This is a genomic window from Shewanella sp. Iso12, assembly GCF_012030025.1.
Classification (GTDB): Bacteria; Pseudomonadota; Gammaproteobacteria; order Enterobacterales; family Shewanellaceae; genus Shewanella; species Shewanella algae.
On record NZ_JAAUHW010000004.1, the window covers coordinates 143,023 to 158,428 of the forward strand.

The window sequence follows — 15,406 nt, forward strand, 5'->3', positions numbered from 1 at the left end:
ATGAAAACAGGCTAACTTCCGAGATAAGAAGGTTTTAAGCAGGAAAAGCATACCAGATTATTGCCAAACCTGCCTAGACTGGCCTCACGGCTTTATTTGCAAATTATAGATGCATTTAATAAATACTGTTGTTATATTACAACAAAAGTGTGGAATTCTTCATCGCATAGCGGAACCACCACCGACAAAAGGAGAGCATTAAGCAATGGGCAAAACAACATCAGAGGCCAAAGCTTGTGATTTTGTACTCTTTGGTACCAAGGGCGACTTGGCAAGGCGCAAATTGTTGCCTTCGCTCTACCAGCTGGATAAGGCTGGCCTGCTCAATCGGGACACCAAGGTCATAGGTGTTGCCAAAGACGAATTCTCTGCCGAAGATTTTCGCGAACTGGTTAAAACAGCCCTGAGCACCTTTGTTAAAGAACCCCTGTGTGACACCACGCTTTCCCGCTTCCTCGAACGTTGCCATTATGTCGGCACCAATTTTACCGAATCTGAAGGATACAAAGCCTTCCACCAATTGCTCGAGCCTGCAAAGCGGGTGATGGTCAACTATTTTGCTACGCCTCCAGCCATCTTCGGTGATATCTGCCGTTGCCTGCATGAACAACAACTGATCCATCCCGATACCCGAGTGGTGCTGGAAAAGCCCATAGGCTCAGATCTGCAGTCATCCAGAGTGATTAACGATCAGGTTTCTGCCTACTTCAGTGAGAGTCAGGTCTATCGTATTGACCATTATCTGGGTAAAGAAACAGTACAGAACCTGATTGCTTTGCGTTTTGCCAATTCACTGTTTGCCTCCAAGTGGGATAACCGCACCATAGATCATGTACAGATCACAGTGGCCGAAGAGGTGGGCATTGAAGGGCGCTGGGGCTATTTCGACAAAGCCGGCCAGATGCGAGACATGATCCAGAACCACCTGTTGCAGGTGTTGACCTTGATTGCCATGGACCCCCCTGTGAACCTGGATGCCGATAGCATTCGCGATGAGAAGGTGAAGGTGCTCAAGTCGCTGCGTCCCATCAATCAGGACAATGTATTTGAAAACACTGTGCGCGGCCAGTATTCGGCCGGATTCCTCAAAGGATCGCCGGTTCCCGGTTACCTGGAGGAAGAGGGCGCCAACGTGGATTCCAACACAGAGACCTTTGTCGCCTTGCGTGTCGATATTGACAACTGGCGCTGGGCCGGGGTGCCTTTCTATCTGCGCAGCGGTAAACGTATGCCGTTCAAGAGTTCTGAAATTGTCATCTATTTCAAGAATCCACCCCATAACCTGTATCGTTCAAGCCATCGTAACCTGCCTCCCAATAAGCTGACCATTCGTCTGCAACCACATGAAGGGGTGGAGATCCAGATGATGAACAAGGTGCCCGGGCTTGAGCAGAAACAGCGATTGCAAACCACCAAGCTGGATTTGAGCTTCTCAGACACCTTCAAGAACGAACGTATCGCCGATGCTTATGAACGTTTGTTGCTCGAAGCTATGCTGGGTAATCAGGCATTGTTTGTGCGCCGCGACGAAGTGGAGCAGGCCTGGACCTGGGTAGATGGCATTATTCAATCCTGGGAGATGAGCAACGAAAAGCCCAAGCCTTATCCTGCCGGTACCTGGGGGCCTGTGGCCTCAGTGGCCTTGATCACCAAAGACGGCCGCTCCTGGGATGAATAAGGAGACAGCATGATTAAAGAAACCGTATTCAAATCGTTCGACAACCCAACTGCGCTGGAAGCCCAGTTGGCCGAGCGTATTGCCGGCGCGCTGCAAAACGCGATAGATAGCCGCGGCAAGGCTAGCCTGGTGGTTTCCGGTGGTTCGACGCCACTGAAACTGTTTGCCGAGCTCAGCCACAAGATGATCGACTGGAGCGATGTTTACATAACGCTCGCCGACGAGCGCTGGGTGGATGCCGAAGACAAGGACTCCAACGAGCGCCTGGTGCGCGAGCATCTACTGCAAAATCGCGCCGCCAGTGCCAAGTTTCGTGGCCTGAAGAATATGTTTGCCAGCCCGGAAGCGGGTTTGAGTATGGCCACAGAGCAGTTGGCCAACTTCCCACGGCCTTTCGATGTGGTCGTGTTGGGAATGGGCAATGATGGTCATACCTGCTCCTGGTTTCCCTGCGCCCCCGAAGCGCAACTGACCGAGGCGCTGGAAACCGATGCACTGCTGTGCGCCGTGCATCCGGGCAATGCGCCTCACGCCAGGATCAGCCTGAGCCGTAAAGCCGTGCTCGGCAGCCGCCAGATCTATCTGCATCTGGTCGGTGAAACCAAACTTTCCGTATATCACCAAGCTCTCGAGAGTGACGATCCCAGGGAAATGCCGATCCGCGCCGTGTTGGCGCAGCGCAAGACCCCGGTCGATGTGTTCTGGAGCGCTTAAGGAGGCAAGATGCACCCAAGAGTTCAAGCCGTAACAGACAGGATTATTGCCCGCAGCCAAGAGCACAGGGGTAAGTACCTGGCGGCATTGGCTGAAGCCAGAGCCAAGGGCGTGCACCGTAGCAGCTTGAGCTGCGGCAATCTGGCCCATGGGTTTGCCGCTTGTCAGCCGGCCGATAAAGACAGCCTGCGCCAGCTGACCAAGGCCAACATAGGCATAGTAACAGCATTCAATGACATGCTTTCGGCGCACCAACCCTATGAACACTATCCTGAATTGCTGAAACAGGCCTGCAATGAAGTGGGCAGCGTTGCTCAGGTGGCAGGCGGTGTCCCGGCCATGTGTGACGGTGTTACCCAGGGCCAACCCGGAATGGAGCTCAGCCTGCTGAGCCGTGAAGTGATTGCCATGGCTACCGCTGTTGGCCTGTCCCACAATATGTTTGATGGTGCCTTGCTGCTGGGTATTTGTGACAAGATAGTCCCTGGGCTACTGATAGGCGCCCTGAGTTTTGGTCATCTGCCCATGCTGTTTGTGCCGGCGGGACCGATGAAGTCAGGGATCCCCAACAAGGAAAAAGCCCGTATTCGCCAACAGTTTGCTGAAGGCAAGGTCGATAGAGCCGCCTTGCTCGAAGCCGAGTCCAAGTCCTATCACAGCGCGGGAACCTGTACCTTCTACGGTACGGCCAACAGCAACCAGTTGATGCTGGAAGTCATGGGGCTGCAGTTACCCGGCTCCTCATTTGTCAATCCGGACGACCCTTTGCGTGAGGCGCTCAATAAAGCGGCCGCCAAACAGGTGTGCCGTCTGACCGAACTTGGCAGCCAATACAGCCCCATAGGCGAGCTGGTGTGTGAAAAGTCGATAGTCAACGGCATAGTGGCTCTGCTGGCCACCGGTGGTTCGACCAATCTCACCATGCACATAGTAGCGGCGGCCCGTGCGGCCGGCATCATAGTCAACTGGGACGACTTCTCTGAACTGTCGGATGTGGTGCCGCTGCTGGCCAGGGTTTATCCCAACGGCCATGCCGACATCAACCATTTTCATGCTGCCGGTGGGATGGCTTATCTGGTGCGGCAGCTGCTGGATGCCGGTTTACTGCACCAAGACGTCAACACAGTGGCCGGCTTTGGTCTTGAGCGTTACACCAAGGAGCCCAAGTTGCTTAATGGCGAGCTCAGCTGGGTGGATGGCCCGACCGAAAGTCTGGACAGCGAAGTGCTGACTTCAGTGGCCAAGCCGTTTCAGAGCAACGGCGGTCTTAAGCTGCTCAAGGGCAATCTGGGCCGGGCGGTTATTAAGGTTTCTGCGGTGCAGGAGCAACACAGAGTGGTGGAAGCACCTGCTGTGGTTATCGACGATCAGAACCAACTCAATGAGCTCTTTACCAGTGGTCAACTGGATAAGGACTGTGTGGTGGTGGTCAAGGGGCAAGGCCCCAAGGCCAACGGCATGCCTGAGCTGCATAAGCTGACGCCTATTCTCGGGACTTTGCAGGACAGGGGCTTTAAAGTTGCCCTGGTGACCGATGGCCGTATGTCAGGAGCCTCAGGCAAGGTGCCTGCAGCCATTCACCTGACGCCGGAAGCGCTCGATGGCGGTATGATAGCCAAGGTGCACAGCGGTGATTTGGTGCGGGTCGATGCCGAAAAGGGCGAACTCAGTCTGCTGGTCGATGAGCAGCAACTGGCCGCAAGAAGTGCCGATAAAGTGGAATTGAGAAGTGTGCGTTACGGCATGGGCCGTGAGCTGTTCAGTGCGCTGCGCGCCAATCTCAGCAGCCCTGAAACCGGTGCTCGCAGTACCAGTGCCATAGATGACTATTACTAATCATTAAGGAATAAAGTACATGCTTGAGAATAACTGGTCCTTGCAACCTCAGGACATATTTAAACTGAGCCCGATCATTCCGGTAATGGTTATCAACAAGATTGAACATGCGGTGCCCCTAGCCAAGGCCCTGGTTGCCGGTGGCATTCGGGTACTGGAAGTGACGCTGCGTACCGATTGTGCCCTCGAGGCCATAGGGCGGATAGCTGCCGAGGTACCGGAAGCCTTGGTCGGCGCCGGCACCATACTGAATGAAGCGCAATTGGCGCAGGCGGCAGAGGCCGGCGCTCAGTTTGCCATCACCCCGGGGGCGACTGTGGAACTGCTCAAGGCAGGTAAAGCCGGTAAGATCCCGCTTATTCCGGGGGTGGCCAGTATCTCCGAAGTCATGGTGGGGTTGGGTCTGGGCTATACCCACTTCAAGTTCTTCCCGGCAGAGGCTTCAGGCGGGGTCAATGCGCTCAAGGCTTTCAGTGGTCCACTGGCCGATGTCCGTTTCTGCCCAACCGGCGGGATCACCCCGAGCAGCTACAAAGACTACCTGGCGCTGGGAAATGTCGATTGTATTGGCGGCAGCTGGATTGCCCCGGTAGAAGCGATGGAGCAAGGCGACTGGGCCAGGATCACCAGGCTATGCCAGGAAGCCATCGCGGCGTTGTGAGCATCAGGCAGTGAATGAATAAGGCTACCTGAGGTAGCCTTTTCTTTGCTCCAGTGTTTTTATAGATAACAAAATCAACAATTTTAGTCCTTTAGGCTGGCTTGCACTGTTATTGGCTTTAGGGTAGCTTGATTTGAAAAGGGTAAGCTGTTGGTTTTTATTGGTCAGTTCTGTTGCTGCTGCAACGGCTGCCGATAAATAAGCCGTATGACTCAGGGAGGAGCCTTTTGTGAGACTTGAGCGCATCATCAAGCATTACAACGCCTGTCATTGTCAGGCATGTTCGTTTCAGCCCCAAACCGACCATATCACTGAAGCCAAGATCATTTCTCATTTTGCCGGCAACTGGTTAGCAGTACCAGTTGGACTCTGCATCATGGTTTTACTTGGATTTCAGCCGTTACCCATTAAAATGTCTTGCCCTGCCTGTGGAAACACCTTTTTCGCCAGCGGCTTTCGTCACTAATCGTTTCAGGATCTGATTAAAAGGAGTTTTGTCATGTACGACTCAGCGGTAATTCCTTCATCTATTTACTCATCTAAAGCCAGCAAACTGAGCGGGCTATGTTCTGGTCTCAGATATATGCTGGTTTTGGCTTTTGCCTGGCTCCTTGGCGGTTGCGGCCAGCCCTTGCCGCTGGACAAGGCCGAATATGCCGGTGAATGGCAGAGTGCTGACATGTATCTGCTTATTCAGCACGATGGCTCTGTGGAGTATCAGCGTTATGATGGCAACAGCCGTACCTCGATCAGTGGTGGTATCCAGAAGTTTGATGGTAACGACTTTGAAGTGGGGATCGGTTTTATCTCCAGTCGTTTTGAAGTGTCAGAGCCGCCACACAGGGTCGGAAGCGACTGGCAGATGGTGGTTGATGGTGTCCGGTTGACCCGGGTTTCCGATGTGCAGTTTTATTGAGCCTAAGCCCTGTTCAAGTCTAGGTTCAAGTAGAGATGGAAAAGGCGCCAATGGCGCCTTTTTTGTGTCAGTCTTTGTCCTGATGTTTTCCATCAGTCTGGGTGCTCGGGGCTTTATCCGTGTTGCCAGCGGCTTCACCCTTACGCTTTATCTGCTTGTCTTTACTGTGCTGGCCAAATTGCGGCATTTTGAACTTGGCACTGTACTTGAGCACTGCCAGGTTGCTGGCAATAACGCCTATCACCAAAATGATAATCAACCAGACTTCCAAAGATGACATTTCCATCTCTTGCTACCTGCTTCAGTCTACGGCCAGGCGCTGTTCACAGCGGCGGATATCTTCAGGTGTATCTACCTCTGGCGAGTCAAATGCGCTGATGGCGACCTTGATCTTGTGACCATATTCCAGGGCCCGCAGTTGCTCCAGTTTTTCCAGATCTTCCAGTCTGCCCAAAGGCAGCTTGGCAAAGGTTTCGACAAAACGACGGGTGTAGGCATAAACCCCAAGATGCTTATAGACAGGGTAGTCGCTGACATCACGGCCGAATGGGATCCGGGCGCGGGAGAAATAAAGCGCATAGAATTCGTTGTCGAACACCATCTTCACATGCTTGGGATCGTCCAGCTCTTCCTCTTCGGTGATCTGATAGCCGAGGGTGGCCATTTCAAACTCACCGGGATGACGCTGGAACAGACTGATGATCTGCTCTATGGAGATGGGATCAATCAGGGGTTGATCCCCTTGCAGGTTGATCACCAGATCGTCATCCGCCAACCCCAATTGGGTAATGGCATCGTTAATCCTGTCGGTGCCGGAGGCCGCTTCGGCGCCGGTCATCACAACATTGCCGCCAAAGGCCTCTACAGCGTCCTTGATGCGTACATCATCGGTTGCCACATAGATGTTATCCAACCCTTTGGCCAGTCCGGCGCGCTCATAAACGTGCTGGATCATAGGTTTACCGTTAATCGGTGCCAGAGGTTTGCCGGGAAAGCGGCTGGAACCATAGCGTGCAGGGATCAACAGGGTGACTTTCATTCAATTTTCCTAGTATTCAAGAAGAAAGGGCTCATAAAGAGCCCTAATCATAGCAGTCATTTACCGGCTTAGATACGACGGAACAGCTTGGTCAGCATCTCATCTGTGACTTTTTCCTGCCAGCTGTCACCATAGACGTTGGCCCACAAAGGACCCATGCTCTTGGTGACTTTAACCATGGCGGCAATGGTTTCGTCCGGCAGATCTTTACAGATGTTTTTAGGCAACTGGATGTTGTGCTTCTTCATCATGGCGCGAAACTCTTCAACCCCTTCAGGGTAGAATTCTTCCAGTACGTCGAAGGCGATACAGTTACCAATACCGTGGTGATAACCCAGGATATAAGACAGACCGTAAGAAACCGCATGACAGGCACCTACCTGGCTATAGGCGATACTCATACCGCCCATGAAAGAGGCCATCATCAGCTTGTCATCTTTCTCAGGGTGATCGCCCAGGAAGACTTCACGGCACATATCCATGGACTTCTCGGCGTAGGCGCGTGAGAACTCGTTCAGGAAGGTACCTTGCAGAGACTCAACACAGTGGATATAGCAGTCCATACCTGTGTAGAACCATTGGTCTGTGGGTACGCCGGCAATCAGCTCGGAGTCCATGATGATCTGATCGAATACTGTGTAGTCAGAGTTCAGACCCAGTTTACGCTCAGGGCCGCACAGCACCGCAGTACGTGAAGCTTCGGCACCTGTGCCGGAAATGGTAGGGATACCGATATGGTGAATCGCAGGGTTCTTGATCAGATCCCAGCCTTGATACTTGGCAGAACCGCCTGGGTTGGTCAGCATCAAAGATACGGCTTTGGCCAGATCCATGGTGGCGCCGCCGCCAAGACCGACTACGCTCACAGGCAGTTTGCTGTTGAATGCCTGAACCTGTTCGGTAAGGCTGTCAACCTGCTCTGTGGTTGGCTCGTCATCGACATTGACCCACAGCAAGAAATCTTGCTCTTTCAAAGGCAAACGGCCTTCCAGTGGCTTGCCCTTGTGAACGTCATCCACTACGAAAACCACGAAATCGTTGGCTTCTTTGCGCTCGGCGGCCAGCACTTCGTCCAGTTGGACAAAAGAACCGCGACCAAAGATCATTTTGGGGACGACTTTAAAATTCTTGAAACTCATAGCAACCAGCTCCCTTTAGGTTATTGGGCAAATGCTTTCTTGATGTTGGCAATGCGCTCGGCAATCTGTTCTTCAGTCCAGGACAGCTTGATCAGCATGGAAATGGTCCGGCTCATGATAGCGTCAGATTTGGGCACAGAAACCTTAGTATAATCCGGACGATCTTCGATTAATGTGATCGGCAGGGCAGCAGGGCTCTTGAGCTGCTGAATGTGATGCCAGTTCTTCAGGTAGTGCCAGTTGTTGACATACCAGTAGAAGCAACCATCTACACCGTTGGCGGAGAGCGCCTTGCTGACTTCCTGAGTGCGCTGCTCGGTTGGCAGCATAAAGCTGAGGAAACCGGCGCTGTCGCCTTCAGGATCCGGAATTTCGCGGAAAGTAACTTCTTCAATATCGGCCATGGCGTCTTTGATAAGCTTTTTGTTGCGACGCTGGATCTCCACGATGGTGTCCAGTTTGCGCAGCTGAGCCAGACCCAGGGCGGCGTTCATTTCGCTGATACGGAAGTTGAGACCCATAATAGGGTGAGACTCGGCGCCGCGGTCATTACCTATATGATCATGGCCGTGGTCAGAGAACATGTGGGCGTGGTTGTAGATGGTTTCATCATTGGTGATCACTGCGCCACCTTCACCACAGGTGATGGTTTTAACCGAGTCGAAAGAGAAACAACCTACAGCGCCTATGGTGCCCAGTGCCTGACCTTTGTAGCTGCCGCCGATAGCCTGACAGGCATCTTCCAGCAGTACCAGATTGTGTTTTTCACAGATGGCTTTGATTTCGTCCATCTTGGCCATGGAACCGCACATGTGTACCAGGTTTACCGCCTTGGTGCGTGGAGTGATGGCGGCTTCAATTCCTTCTGGTGACAGACACAGAGTCTCATCGATTTCGGCAAATACCGGAATGGCGCCGGCCATGAATACTGCCTCAACAGAAGCGACAAAGGTGAAAGGAGGAACAATCACTTCATCCCCGGCGCCGATACCGGCGGCGGCCAGCGCGGTTTGCAGGGCGGCAGTACCGCTGGAGAGCAGGTGAGCATGCTTGACATTCATCTTGTCACATAAGAGCTGCTCCATATCGCGGGTTTTCCAGCGATCATTACGCATGGCATCAAAGTTGTAACGGAAGGTGAATCCGTTCTCCATGACGTCTGCTACTTCCTGTTTTTCTTCAGGACCAAACAATTCAAAACCGGGCATGGAAGGTGTCTCCTTAGATAGTGTTGTGCTCTGGGAGGGTCACGCCAGAAAAGGCCTTATGCCATAAGGCTGTCACGCGAAATGCGCCGGGTGACCGGATGACTGAGCACCCGTGTTAACTGCAGAATTATAACGGGGTGGCCAACATACTGCGATGCTTTCTTTCGGAAAAAATCCAACTGCGTAAAATTTCACCGATAAAGCAAGGGGCGCTGCTGCGCCCCTTGTCTGTTTGGATCATTCCACCCTTTGATGTCCGCCATCCACTGTGACGTCAAGATCGGTCAAAAGCCCATTGTCTATTCCATATATCCAGCCGTGTATCGACAGATTTTGTCCCTTGGCCCAGGCTTCCTGGACTATGTTGCTGCTGGTGACATTGGCGACCTGCTCAATCACATTGAGCTCACAGAGGCGGTCAAACTTCTGCTTGTCATTGAGGTGTTCAAGCTCCTGATGGTGCAGGCGGTAGATATCCCTGAGATGCCCCAGCCAGTTGTCGATAAGCCCGAGTCTGTCGGTACCCATGGCGGCCCTGACGCCGCCGCAGCCGTAGTGGCCCACCACCATGATATGTTTCACCTTGAGGACATCGACCGCATATTGCAGAACAGACAAACAGTTGAGATCTGTGTGGATCACCATGTTGGCGATATTGCGATGTACAAATACTTCTCCCGGCATCAGATCTATGATCTGGTTGGAGGGTACCCGGCTGTCGGAACAACCTATCCAGAGATATTCGGGGTTTTGCTGTTTGGCCAGTTGCTCGAAAAACTGTGGGTTTTCTGTGCTTATTCTGGCTGCCCAGCGGCGGTTGTTTTCAAAAAGCGGTTTCAGTATTTTCATTCAGGCTCACAAAATAGCTTATGGGAACACCACAGTGTCCGGTTTATTTCCGGCAGTGTATCAGAAAATAAAGCCGCGCTGGTCTATCCATCGCGGCCGGATTTCAGTGATGCTTTTCAAGAAACGTCAGCAGGGCTTGGTTGATAAAATCGCCCTGTTCCAACACAGAAATATGGCCAGCCGCCGGTATCTGCACCATCTCGGCGCCGTCTATGGCATCGACCATCAGAAAGGATTCCAGTACAGTGCGCGCCGTGTCTTCTACTCCTGACATAATTAAACAGGGCAGGGTCAAGTTATCGGCATCTTCCATGGCGTCGCGGCGATTGAAAATCAGTTTGCCCATGGCGACGGTATCAGGGATCCGCTCTGGTGAAATACTTTGCAGGGCGCTGGCGAAATCACTCAGCAGTTGCGGCCGTAGACTTGCTGTGGTTACGGCAAAAAACATAGGTGCTATCTGCTCGGCCATGGGCGCAGGAATTTGCCCCAATTGGCTGATGCCATCCAACATGGCCATATATTTGTTGCGGGTAACTTCGGGCTCAAAGCCGAGGAAGCTGCCCATCATCACCAACGCCTTGACTCTTGAAGGCGCCTTCAGAACCAGCTCGGCCCCCCACATGGCGCCGACCGACAAGCCGATGACAGTGAATTCATCGACGCTGAGTTTATCCATCAAGGTCAACATATCGGCGGCGATATCCGCCAGGCTCTCGGTATGCGCTGGAATCGCGCCTGACTGCCCATGGCCCCAGAGATCCGGCACTATGCAGCGGTAGTGCTTCGCCAGTACAGGCAGTTGCTGTTGCCACATGGTGGCGTCCCAAAGGTAGCTGTGGCCGAGCAGTAGCACAGGGCCCTGGCCTATATCCAAATAGCTGAGGATTTCGCCTCTGAGCTCGATTTGCTGCCGATATTGATTGAAGTCAGTCATTGTTGAAAGGTATCCCGGATTTATTGTTTGGGACACAGGATACCCCAAGTTTGCCGGCTAAGGATCTGAGCGCGAAATCGCATGATGTTTATTTAAACTCGCTTTTTCAAACGTACTTCAAAAGTACTTATTTGAATCCAACCGGATAGGGGGCAACGTGCCTGACATAAGTCTCGACCAGTTCCGACAAACGCCGAAGCAGACCTTGCTTGAGTGTGACGTCACTGTGGTCGAGTATTTGCCGCAGACGCTCGCTATCAAACTGCTCGAGAAACCCTTTGGCCTTTGGCAGGAAACTCAAATGCCAACGCTCCGGGCTAACGCCACTGAGTCCCGCCTGAAAAGGGCGGTAGAAGCCAAAATCCAGGGCGCGCTCGTCCAGCCACAGATCCAATTTATAGCAAGGGCCCAGGGGTTCATACTCGGCGTTAACCAACTTGAGTTCATGCTTGCTGATTTGGGCGCTGTCGAACAGATCCAAGTCAGTCCCCCAGTGGTGGCGAGAGGCGCCAGGCAGCGCCGACCAAAGCAAAATAAGCGCTACTAACTCATCATCACTGAGCGCGCCGATGTCATCCACTGGGAGTGAGTCTTTATCCAGTAGAGTGCGCTTCCCTGAGGCTTTGGCATTCCAAATCGCGAGTTGACGCTCAAAGCTGCGATAACCCGAGCAGATGGCTAGGGCGATGCCATCTTGCTCGGCGGCGGCCTGCATCTCAAGAAAGGCCTTGGCCGTCTCGACTTCCAGCCAAACTTCGGCGCCTGAACCGCTTTCACTGCCGCTTAGACTAACCAGTGTCCTTTGCGGCTCTGCTTCAGCCTCAAGGCCATAGAGAAAATCGCCCCTTGCCATCACTTACTCCAACAACAGTTTTTCCAGGATACGCTGATAACACTGGGCCAACAGCTCGAGATCCGCGACTTTAACGCACTCATTAACCTTGTGAATGGTGGCATTTACCGGCCCCAGCTCTATTACCTGAGCACCGGTAGGGGCAATAAAGCGCCCATCTGAAGTGCCGCCCGAGGTTTGCGGGTCGGTATCTGAGCCTGTTACTTCTTTAATCGCTTGGCGGGTCGCTTCAAGCAACGGGCCATCGCCGGTCAAAAATGGCAGGCCATTAAAGATCCAGCCAAGCTCATAATTCAGTCCATGGGCATCGAGGATATTCTCGACTCGCTTAATCAGCTCTTCGGCGGTGACTTCGGTGGAGTAACGGAAGTTGAACATTACCTTGAGCTCACCCGGGATCACGTTGGATGCCCCTGTGCCGCCGTTGATATTGGCTATCTGAAAACTGGTCGGCGGGAAAAACTCATTGCCTTTGTCCCACTGCATGGCGGCAAGTTCGGCCAACGCCGGCGCAGCCTTGTGCACTGGGTTATCCGCCAGGTGAGGGTAGGCCACATGTCCTTGAATACCCTTGACGACGAGATTGCCGGTGAGGCTGCCGCGGCGGCCATTTTTGACCACATCGCCCAGTTTGAGGGTACTGGATGGCTCACCGACCAAGGCCCAGGTGATCTTTTCATTGCGCGCTTCCAGGGTGTCTATCACCCGGGTGGTGCCGTTGATAAAGGGGCCTTCTTCATCGCTAGTGATCAGAAAAGCGATAGAGCCTTGATGGTGCGGATGGGCGGTCACAAAACGCTCGGTGGCCACCACCATGGCCGCCAGCGAGCCTTTCATATCTGCGGCGCCGCGGCCGTGAAGATAGTCGTCGATAACCACTGGCTCGAAGGGCGGAGTATGCCAATTGGCCAAGTCCCCCGGCGGTACCACATCTGTATGGCCGGCAAAACAAAATACCGGTCCTTCAGTACCGCGGCGAGACCAGAGATTGGTGGTATCTTCAAACACCATGGACTCGTTGGCAAAGCCCAGTTTGGCGAGTCGCTCGGCCATCAATGCCTGACAGCCTTCATCCAGAGGGGTAACAGATGCCCTGGAGATCAACTCCTTGGCAAGCTCAAGCACTTGCTGACTCATAGGCCGAACCACGCTTGGTAGTCGGCTTCTTTAAAACCGGTCATCACATCTTGGCCCCGGGTCAATACAGGGCGTTTGATAAGGGTTGGATTGGCCAGCATCAGGGATATCGCCTTGGCACTATCAATATCCTGCTTATCGGCGTCATCCAGCGCACGGAAACTGGTGGAGCGTTTGTTCAGCACCGCCTCCCAGCCGATGCGCTCGACCCAGGCCTTGAGTGTGTCTTGTGAAAGTTCCTGCTCACGAAAATCTACAAAAGTCACTTGCTGGCCCTTGGCCTCCAACCATTTTCGTGCTTTTTTTACCGTGTCGCAGTTCTTAATCCCATAGAGTCTATCTGTCATGACGAGTCCGTTTCTCTGTATTGCTTATAGTTCGTGATTGTCAGCGAGTATAACAAAGGCAAAACCGATGAAAAGGGCTATCTTGATGGGGCAATTCATACGTCTCGCCGGCGCTTTGTGTGACCAAGGCATAGTGACCACCGGGGTCAGTGGAAGAGGTTTGGCTTTCCACAAAAGAGAAAAACCAACCTGATGTCTGTATGTCAACTGGATGACTTTGACCTTTCCCCCGAATTCAGATCCCAAACCTGAGTCTGTCACCAATAAGCTGACTAGGCTGTCGTGGAAGCACCACTTGAAGCGGGCAGTTTAGGGTGAGAACCCTTCAGATAATAGAAACGTATCTATACAACTTATTCTTTTAAATTCTGCTTTAAATTAAATCAGTTTTTGGTCAATGGTAAACCAGATGAGTTATATCGCCAGTTGTAAACTCGCTACGAATCAGGACATTTCCCATTCTATAGACCAATCGGAAGCTTTCTTATGTTTAACGTATTGCATTTCCTTAACGCTATTAAGCTTATCTATTATTGATTTGTGAAAGAAAACAACAATAGCGCCCAAAGAAGGTTTAAAGGCTAACCTTTTCTCTAACGGTATATTGGATAACTTGCTAAAATCGAAGCCTATACATTCTTCTTCTATATTTATGATGTTGTAACAGTGAAGGTATATATAGTCTTTGTTAATAATTTTAGCGGGAATGAGAGAGGTCTGATATAGTTCCAACCCAGATAAAGTGGAAAGAAAGTCCAAGTCAAATAATATCTCTGTATTGACAGATACATCAAATGGAGCCGCAATGCTTTCAAAACTCTTTAAACTAACGCATTCAAAGTTCACTGGGGTAGATGTTGATATTTCCTTGTCCATCAACAAGCTAAACTCTCGATCATCTTCCATATTGACAACGAAGTTCACCTTTGAATAGTTATTTGATAAAACATAGTATTCTTCACTGATTGCTGTCATGTTCAAGTCCTAAACTGTCAATTTTACAGATAGTGGGCGGTCAAGTTTTGTACTGGGTATTGTGCTGAATTTGCAGGTGAGCCCGCAAATTTACGGTATATGGGATTCTAACCTGGGGGAGACAGGCTGCAATTCACTCGATAGCTAACATTGACGAGTCAACCCAGTACTTTATGGAATAATGCATTCAGTTCACCCATGGCCTGTTCACCTTTTCTGTATTATTTGAGAAAGACTCCAATCTTTTCAGCTCAAGTTCAATAGCTCAAGCGTCCACCTTTGAATTTGTTATGTCTAACATACTGAGTTTTATAGACAATAAATAGCATTTTCGGGTTAATCAATCACTAAAAGGTGAGATAAGCGGAAAGATGATGCAATGTTGAGCCTTCAGGATTGGTTTGAATAAGTCTCATGGTGGCTCTACCATGGCCTGCAGACTTGGTTATCAGTACTGGAAGGGGCAGATGCGCTTTTGTGGCCTTGGAGAAGCTCAAATGCACTCGGACAAATAATGCACTTGAGCGTTATCCGTTTGCCAGCCATCTAAACCTGAACTGTAAATATCACATCTTTGCCGGCGCTGACGCTACCCTGGCGTTTTTCCAGATACTTAACGTCTTCCATATTAGCCAGCACCACAGGGGTGAGCAGGCTGTTGACCTGATCTTTGAGAAAATTGAGGTCAAACTCCAGTATAGGTTCGCCGGCTTTAACGTCCTGGCCTTCCTGGGCCAGGCGTTTGAAGCCTTTTCCTCTAAGTTCTATGGTACCAACGCCAAAGTGAACAAACAGCTCCAACCCTTGGGGCGACTCTATGCTGAAAGCATGGTTGGTCTCAAAAATTTTGCCTATAGTGCCGTCAATCGGCGCCAGCATAAACTGGCCTTTGGGCTCTATGGCGATGCCATCGCCGACAATCTTTTCGGCGAAGACCACATCCGGGACTTTTTCAATGGCAACAATATCGCCACTGATAGGGGCATAAACTTTTATGCCGCCTTCTATGTTGGGCTGCCCCGATACCATGCGGCGGATCCGGCTTAAAAATCCCATGGGTTGTTTTGTCCTTTTTGTTTTTGGTTTCCGGATGACTTCTGGTTTCCGGTTAAACAGT

General features: G+C 51.7%; 17 protein-coding genes. 6 read left to right on the forward strand and 11 right to left on the reverse strand.

Features of this window, described 5'->3' with window-relative positions:
* Nucleotides 1-205: 205 nt before the first annotated feature.
* The 6 genes from zwf (at nt 206) to HCX89_RS09450 (ending at nt 5,805) form a co-directional block, all read left to right on the forward strand.
* Nucleotides 206-1,678 (forward strand): glucose-6-phosphate dehydrogenase, encoded by a 1,473-nt coding sequence (gene zwf / locus HCX89_RS09425; RefSeq protein WP_025010246.1) that lies wholly within the window; start codon nt 206-208, stop codon nt 1,676-1,678.
* A gap of 9 nt (nt 1,679-1,687) precedes the next feature.
* Nucleotides 1,688-2,392, forward strand: coding sequence for a 6-phosphogluconolactonase (pgl, locus tag HCX89_RS09430; RefSeq protein ID WP_044734564.1), 705 nt, complete (start codon nt 1,688-1,690; stop codon nt 2,390-2,392).
* Between the two features lie 9 nt (nt 2,393-2,401).
* Complete coding sequence (gene edd / locus HCX89_RS09435; RefSeq protein WP_107111540.1) at nt 2,402-4,228, forward strand: phosphogluconate dehydratase; 1,827 nt, start codon at nt 2,402-2,404, stop codon at nt 4,226-4,228.
* Between the two features lie 19 nt (nt 4,229-4,247).
* Nucleotides 4,248-4,889 (forward strand): bifunctional 4-hydroxy-2-oxoglutarate aldolase/2-dehydro-3-deoxy-phosphogluconate aldolase, encoded by a 642-nt coding sequence (locus HCX89_RS09440; protein ID WP_096141904.1) that lies wholly within the window; start codon nt 4,248-4,250, stop codon nt 4,887-4,889.
* A gap of 229 nt (nt 4,890-5,118) precedes the next feature.
* Nucleotides 5,119-5,355, forward strand: a complete 237-nt coding sequence (locus tag HCX89_RS09445) for a hypothetical protein (RefSeq protein WP_141250904.1) — start codon at nt 5,119-5,121, stop codon at nt 5,353-5,355.
* A 117-nt stretch (nt 5,356-5,472) separates the two neighbouring features.
* Nucleotides 5,473-5,805 carry a hypothetical protein gene (locus tag HCX89_RS09450; protein ID WP_037436899.1) on the forward strand — a complete coding sequence of 111 codons (333 nt, stop codon included), beginning with the start codon at nt 5,473-5,475 and terminating at the stop codon, nt 5,803-5,805.
* 67 nt (nt 5,806-5,872) lie between these two features.
* On the opposite strand, the gene HCX89_RS09455 is transcribed toward HCX89_RS09450, so the two are convergent.
* The 11 genes from HCX89_RS09455 to crr form a co-directional block, all read right to left on the reverse strand.
* Nucleotides 5,873-6,085 (reverse strand): DUF2897 family protein, encoded by a 213-nt coding sequence (locus HCX89_RS09455; protein WP_167716025.1) that lies wholly within the window; start codon nt 6,083-6,085, stop codon nt 5,873-5,875.
* Between the two features lie 21 nt (nt 6,086-6,106).
* Nucleotides 6,107-6,844, reverse strand: a complete 738-nt coding sequence (kdsB, locus tag HCX89_RS09460) for an 8-amino-3,8-dideoxy-manno-octulosonate cytidylyltransferase KdsB (protein ID WP_025010251.1) — start codon at nt 6,842-6,844, stop codon at nt 6,107-6,109.
* 68 nt (nt 6,845-6,912) lie between these two features.
* On the reverse strand, nt 6,913-7,983 hold the full coding sequence (gene kdnB / locus HCX89_RS09465) for a 3-deoxy-alpha-D-manno-octulosonate 8-oxidase KdnB (protein ID WP_025890026.1): 1,071 nt from the start codon (nt 7,981-7,983) through the stop codon (nt 6,913-6,915).
* 20 nt (nt 7,984-8,003) lie between these two features.
* Entirely contained in the window at nt 8,004-9,191 is a 1,188-nt protein-coding gene (kdnA, locus tag HCX89_RS09470; protein WP_025890027.1) for an 8-amino-3,8-dideoxy-alpha-D-manno-octulosonate transaminase KdnA, read from the reverse strand.
* 237 nt (nt 9,192-9,428) lie between these two features.
* Nucleotides 9,429-10,040: a carbonate dehydratase gene (gene can / locus HCX89_RS09475; RefSeq protein ID WP_044734561.1), complete on the reverse strand. Its 612-nt coding sequence runs from the start codon at nt 10,038-10,040 to the stop codon at nt 9,429-9,431.
* A 103-nt stretch (nt 10,041-10,143) separates the two neighbouring features.
* Nucleotides 10,144-10,977, reverse strand: coding sequence for an alpha/beta fold hydrolase (locus HCX89_RS09480; RefSeq protein ID WP_054744438.1), 834 nt, complete (start codon nt 10,975-10,977; stop codon nt 10,144-10,146).
* 127 nt (nt 10,978-11,104) lie between these two features.
* Nucleotides 11,105-11,830 carry a M15 family metallopeptidase gene (locus HCX89_RS09485; RefSeq protein ID WP_167715811.1) on the reverse strand — a complete coding sequence of 242 codons (726 nt, stop codon included), beginning with the start codon at nt 11,828-11,830 and terminating at the stop codon, nt 11,105-11,107.
* A 3-nt stretch (nt 11,831-11,833) separates the two neighbouring features.
* On the reverse strand, nt 11,834-12,967 hold the full coding sequence (gene dapE / locus HCX89_RS09490) for a succinyl-diaminopimelate desuccinylase (protein ID WP_045282876.1): 1,134 nt from the start codon (nt 12,965-12,967) through the stop codon (nt 11,834-11,836).
* Nucleotides 12,964-13,314, reverse strand: a complete 351-nt coding sequence (locus HCX89_RS09495) for an ArsC family reductase (RefSeq protein ID WP_025010255.1) — start codon at nt 13,312-13,314, stop codon at nt 12,964-12,966. Before HCX89_RS09495 ends, dapE begins: the two co-directional genes overlap by 4 nt.
* A 444-nt stretch (nt 13,315-13,758) precedes the next feature.
* Entirely contained in the window at nt 13,759-14,289 is a 531-nt protein-coding gene (locus HCX89_RS09500; protein WP_096141908.1) for a hypothetical protein, read from the reverse strand.
* A 546-nt stretch (nt 14,290-14,835) separates the two neighbouring features.
* Nucleotides 14,836-15,345: a PTS glucose transporter subunit IIA gene (gene crr / locus HCX89_RS09505; RefSeq protein ID WP_144128426.1), complete on the reverse strand. Its 510-nt coding sequence runs from the start codon at nt 15,343-15,345 to the stop codon at nt 14,836-14,838.
* Nucleotides 15,346-15,406: the final 61 nt, after the last annotated feature.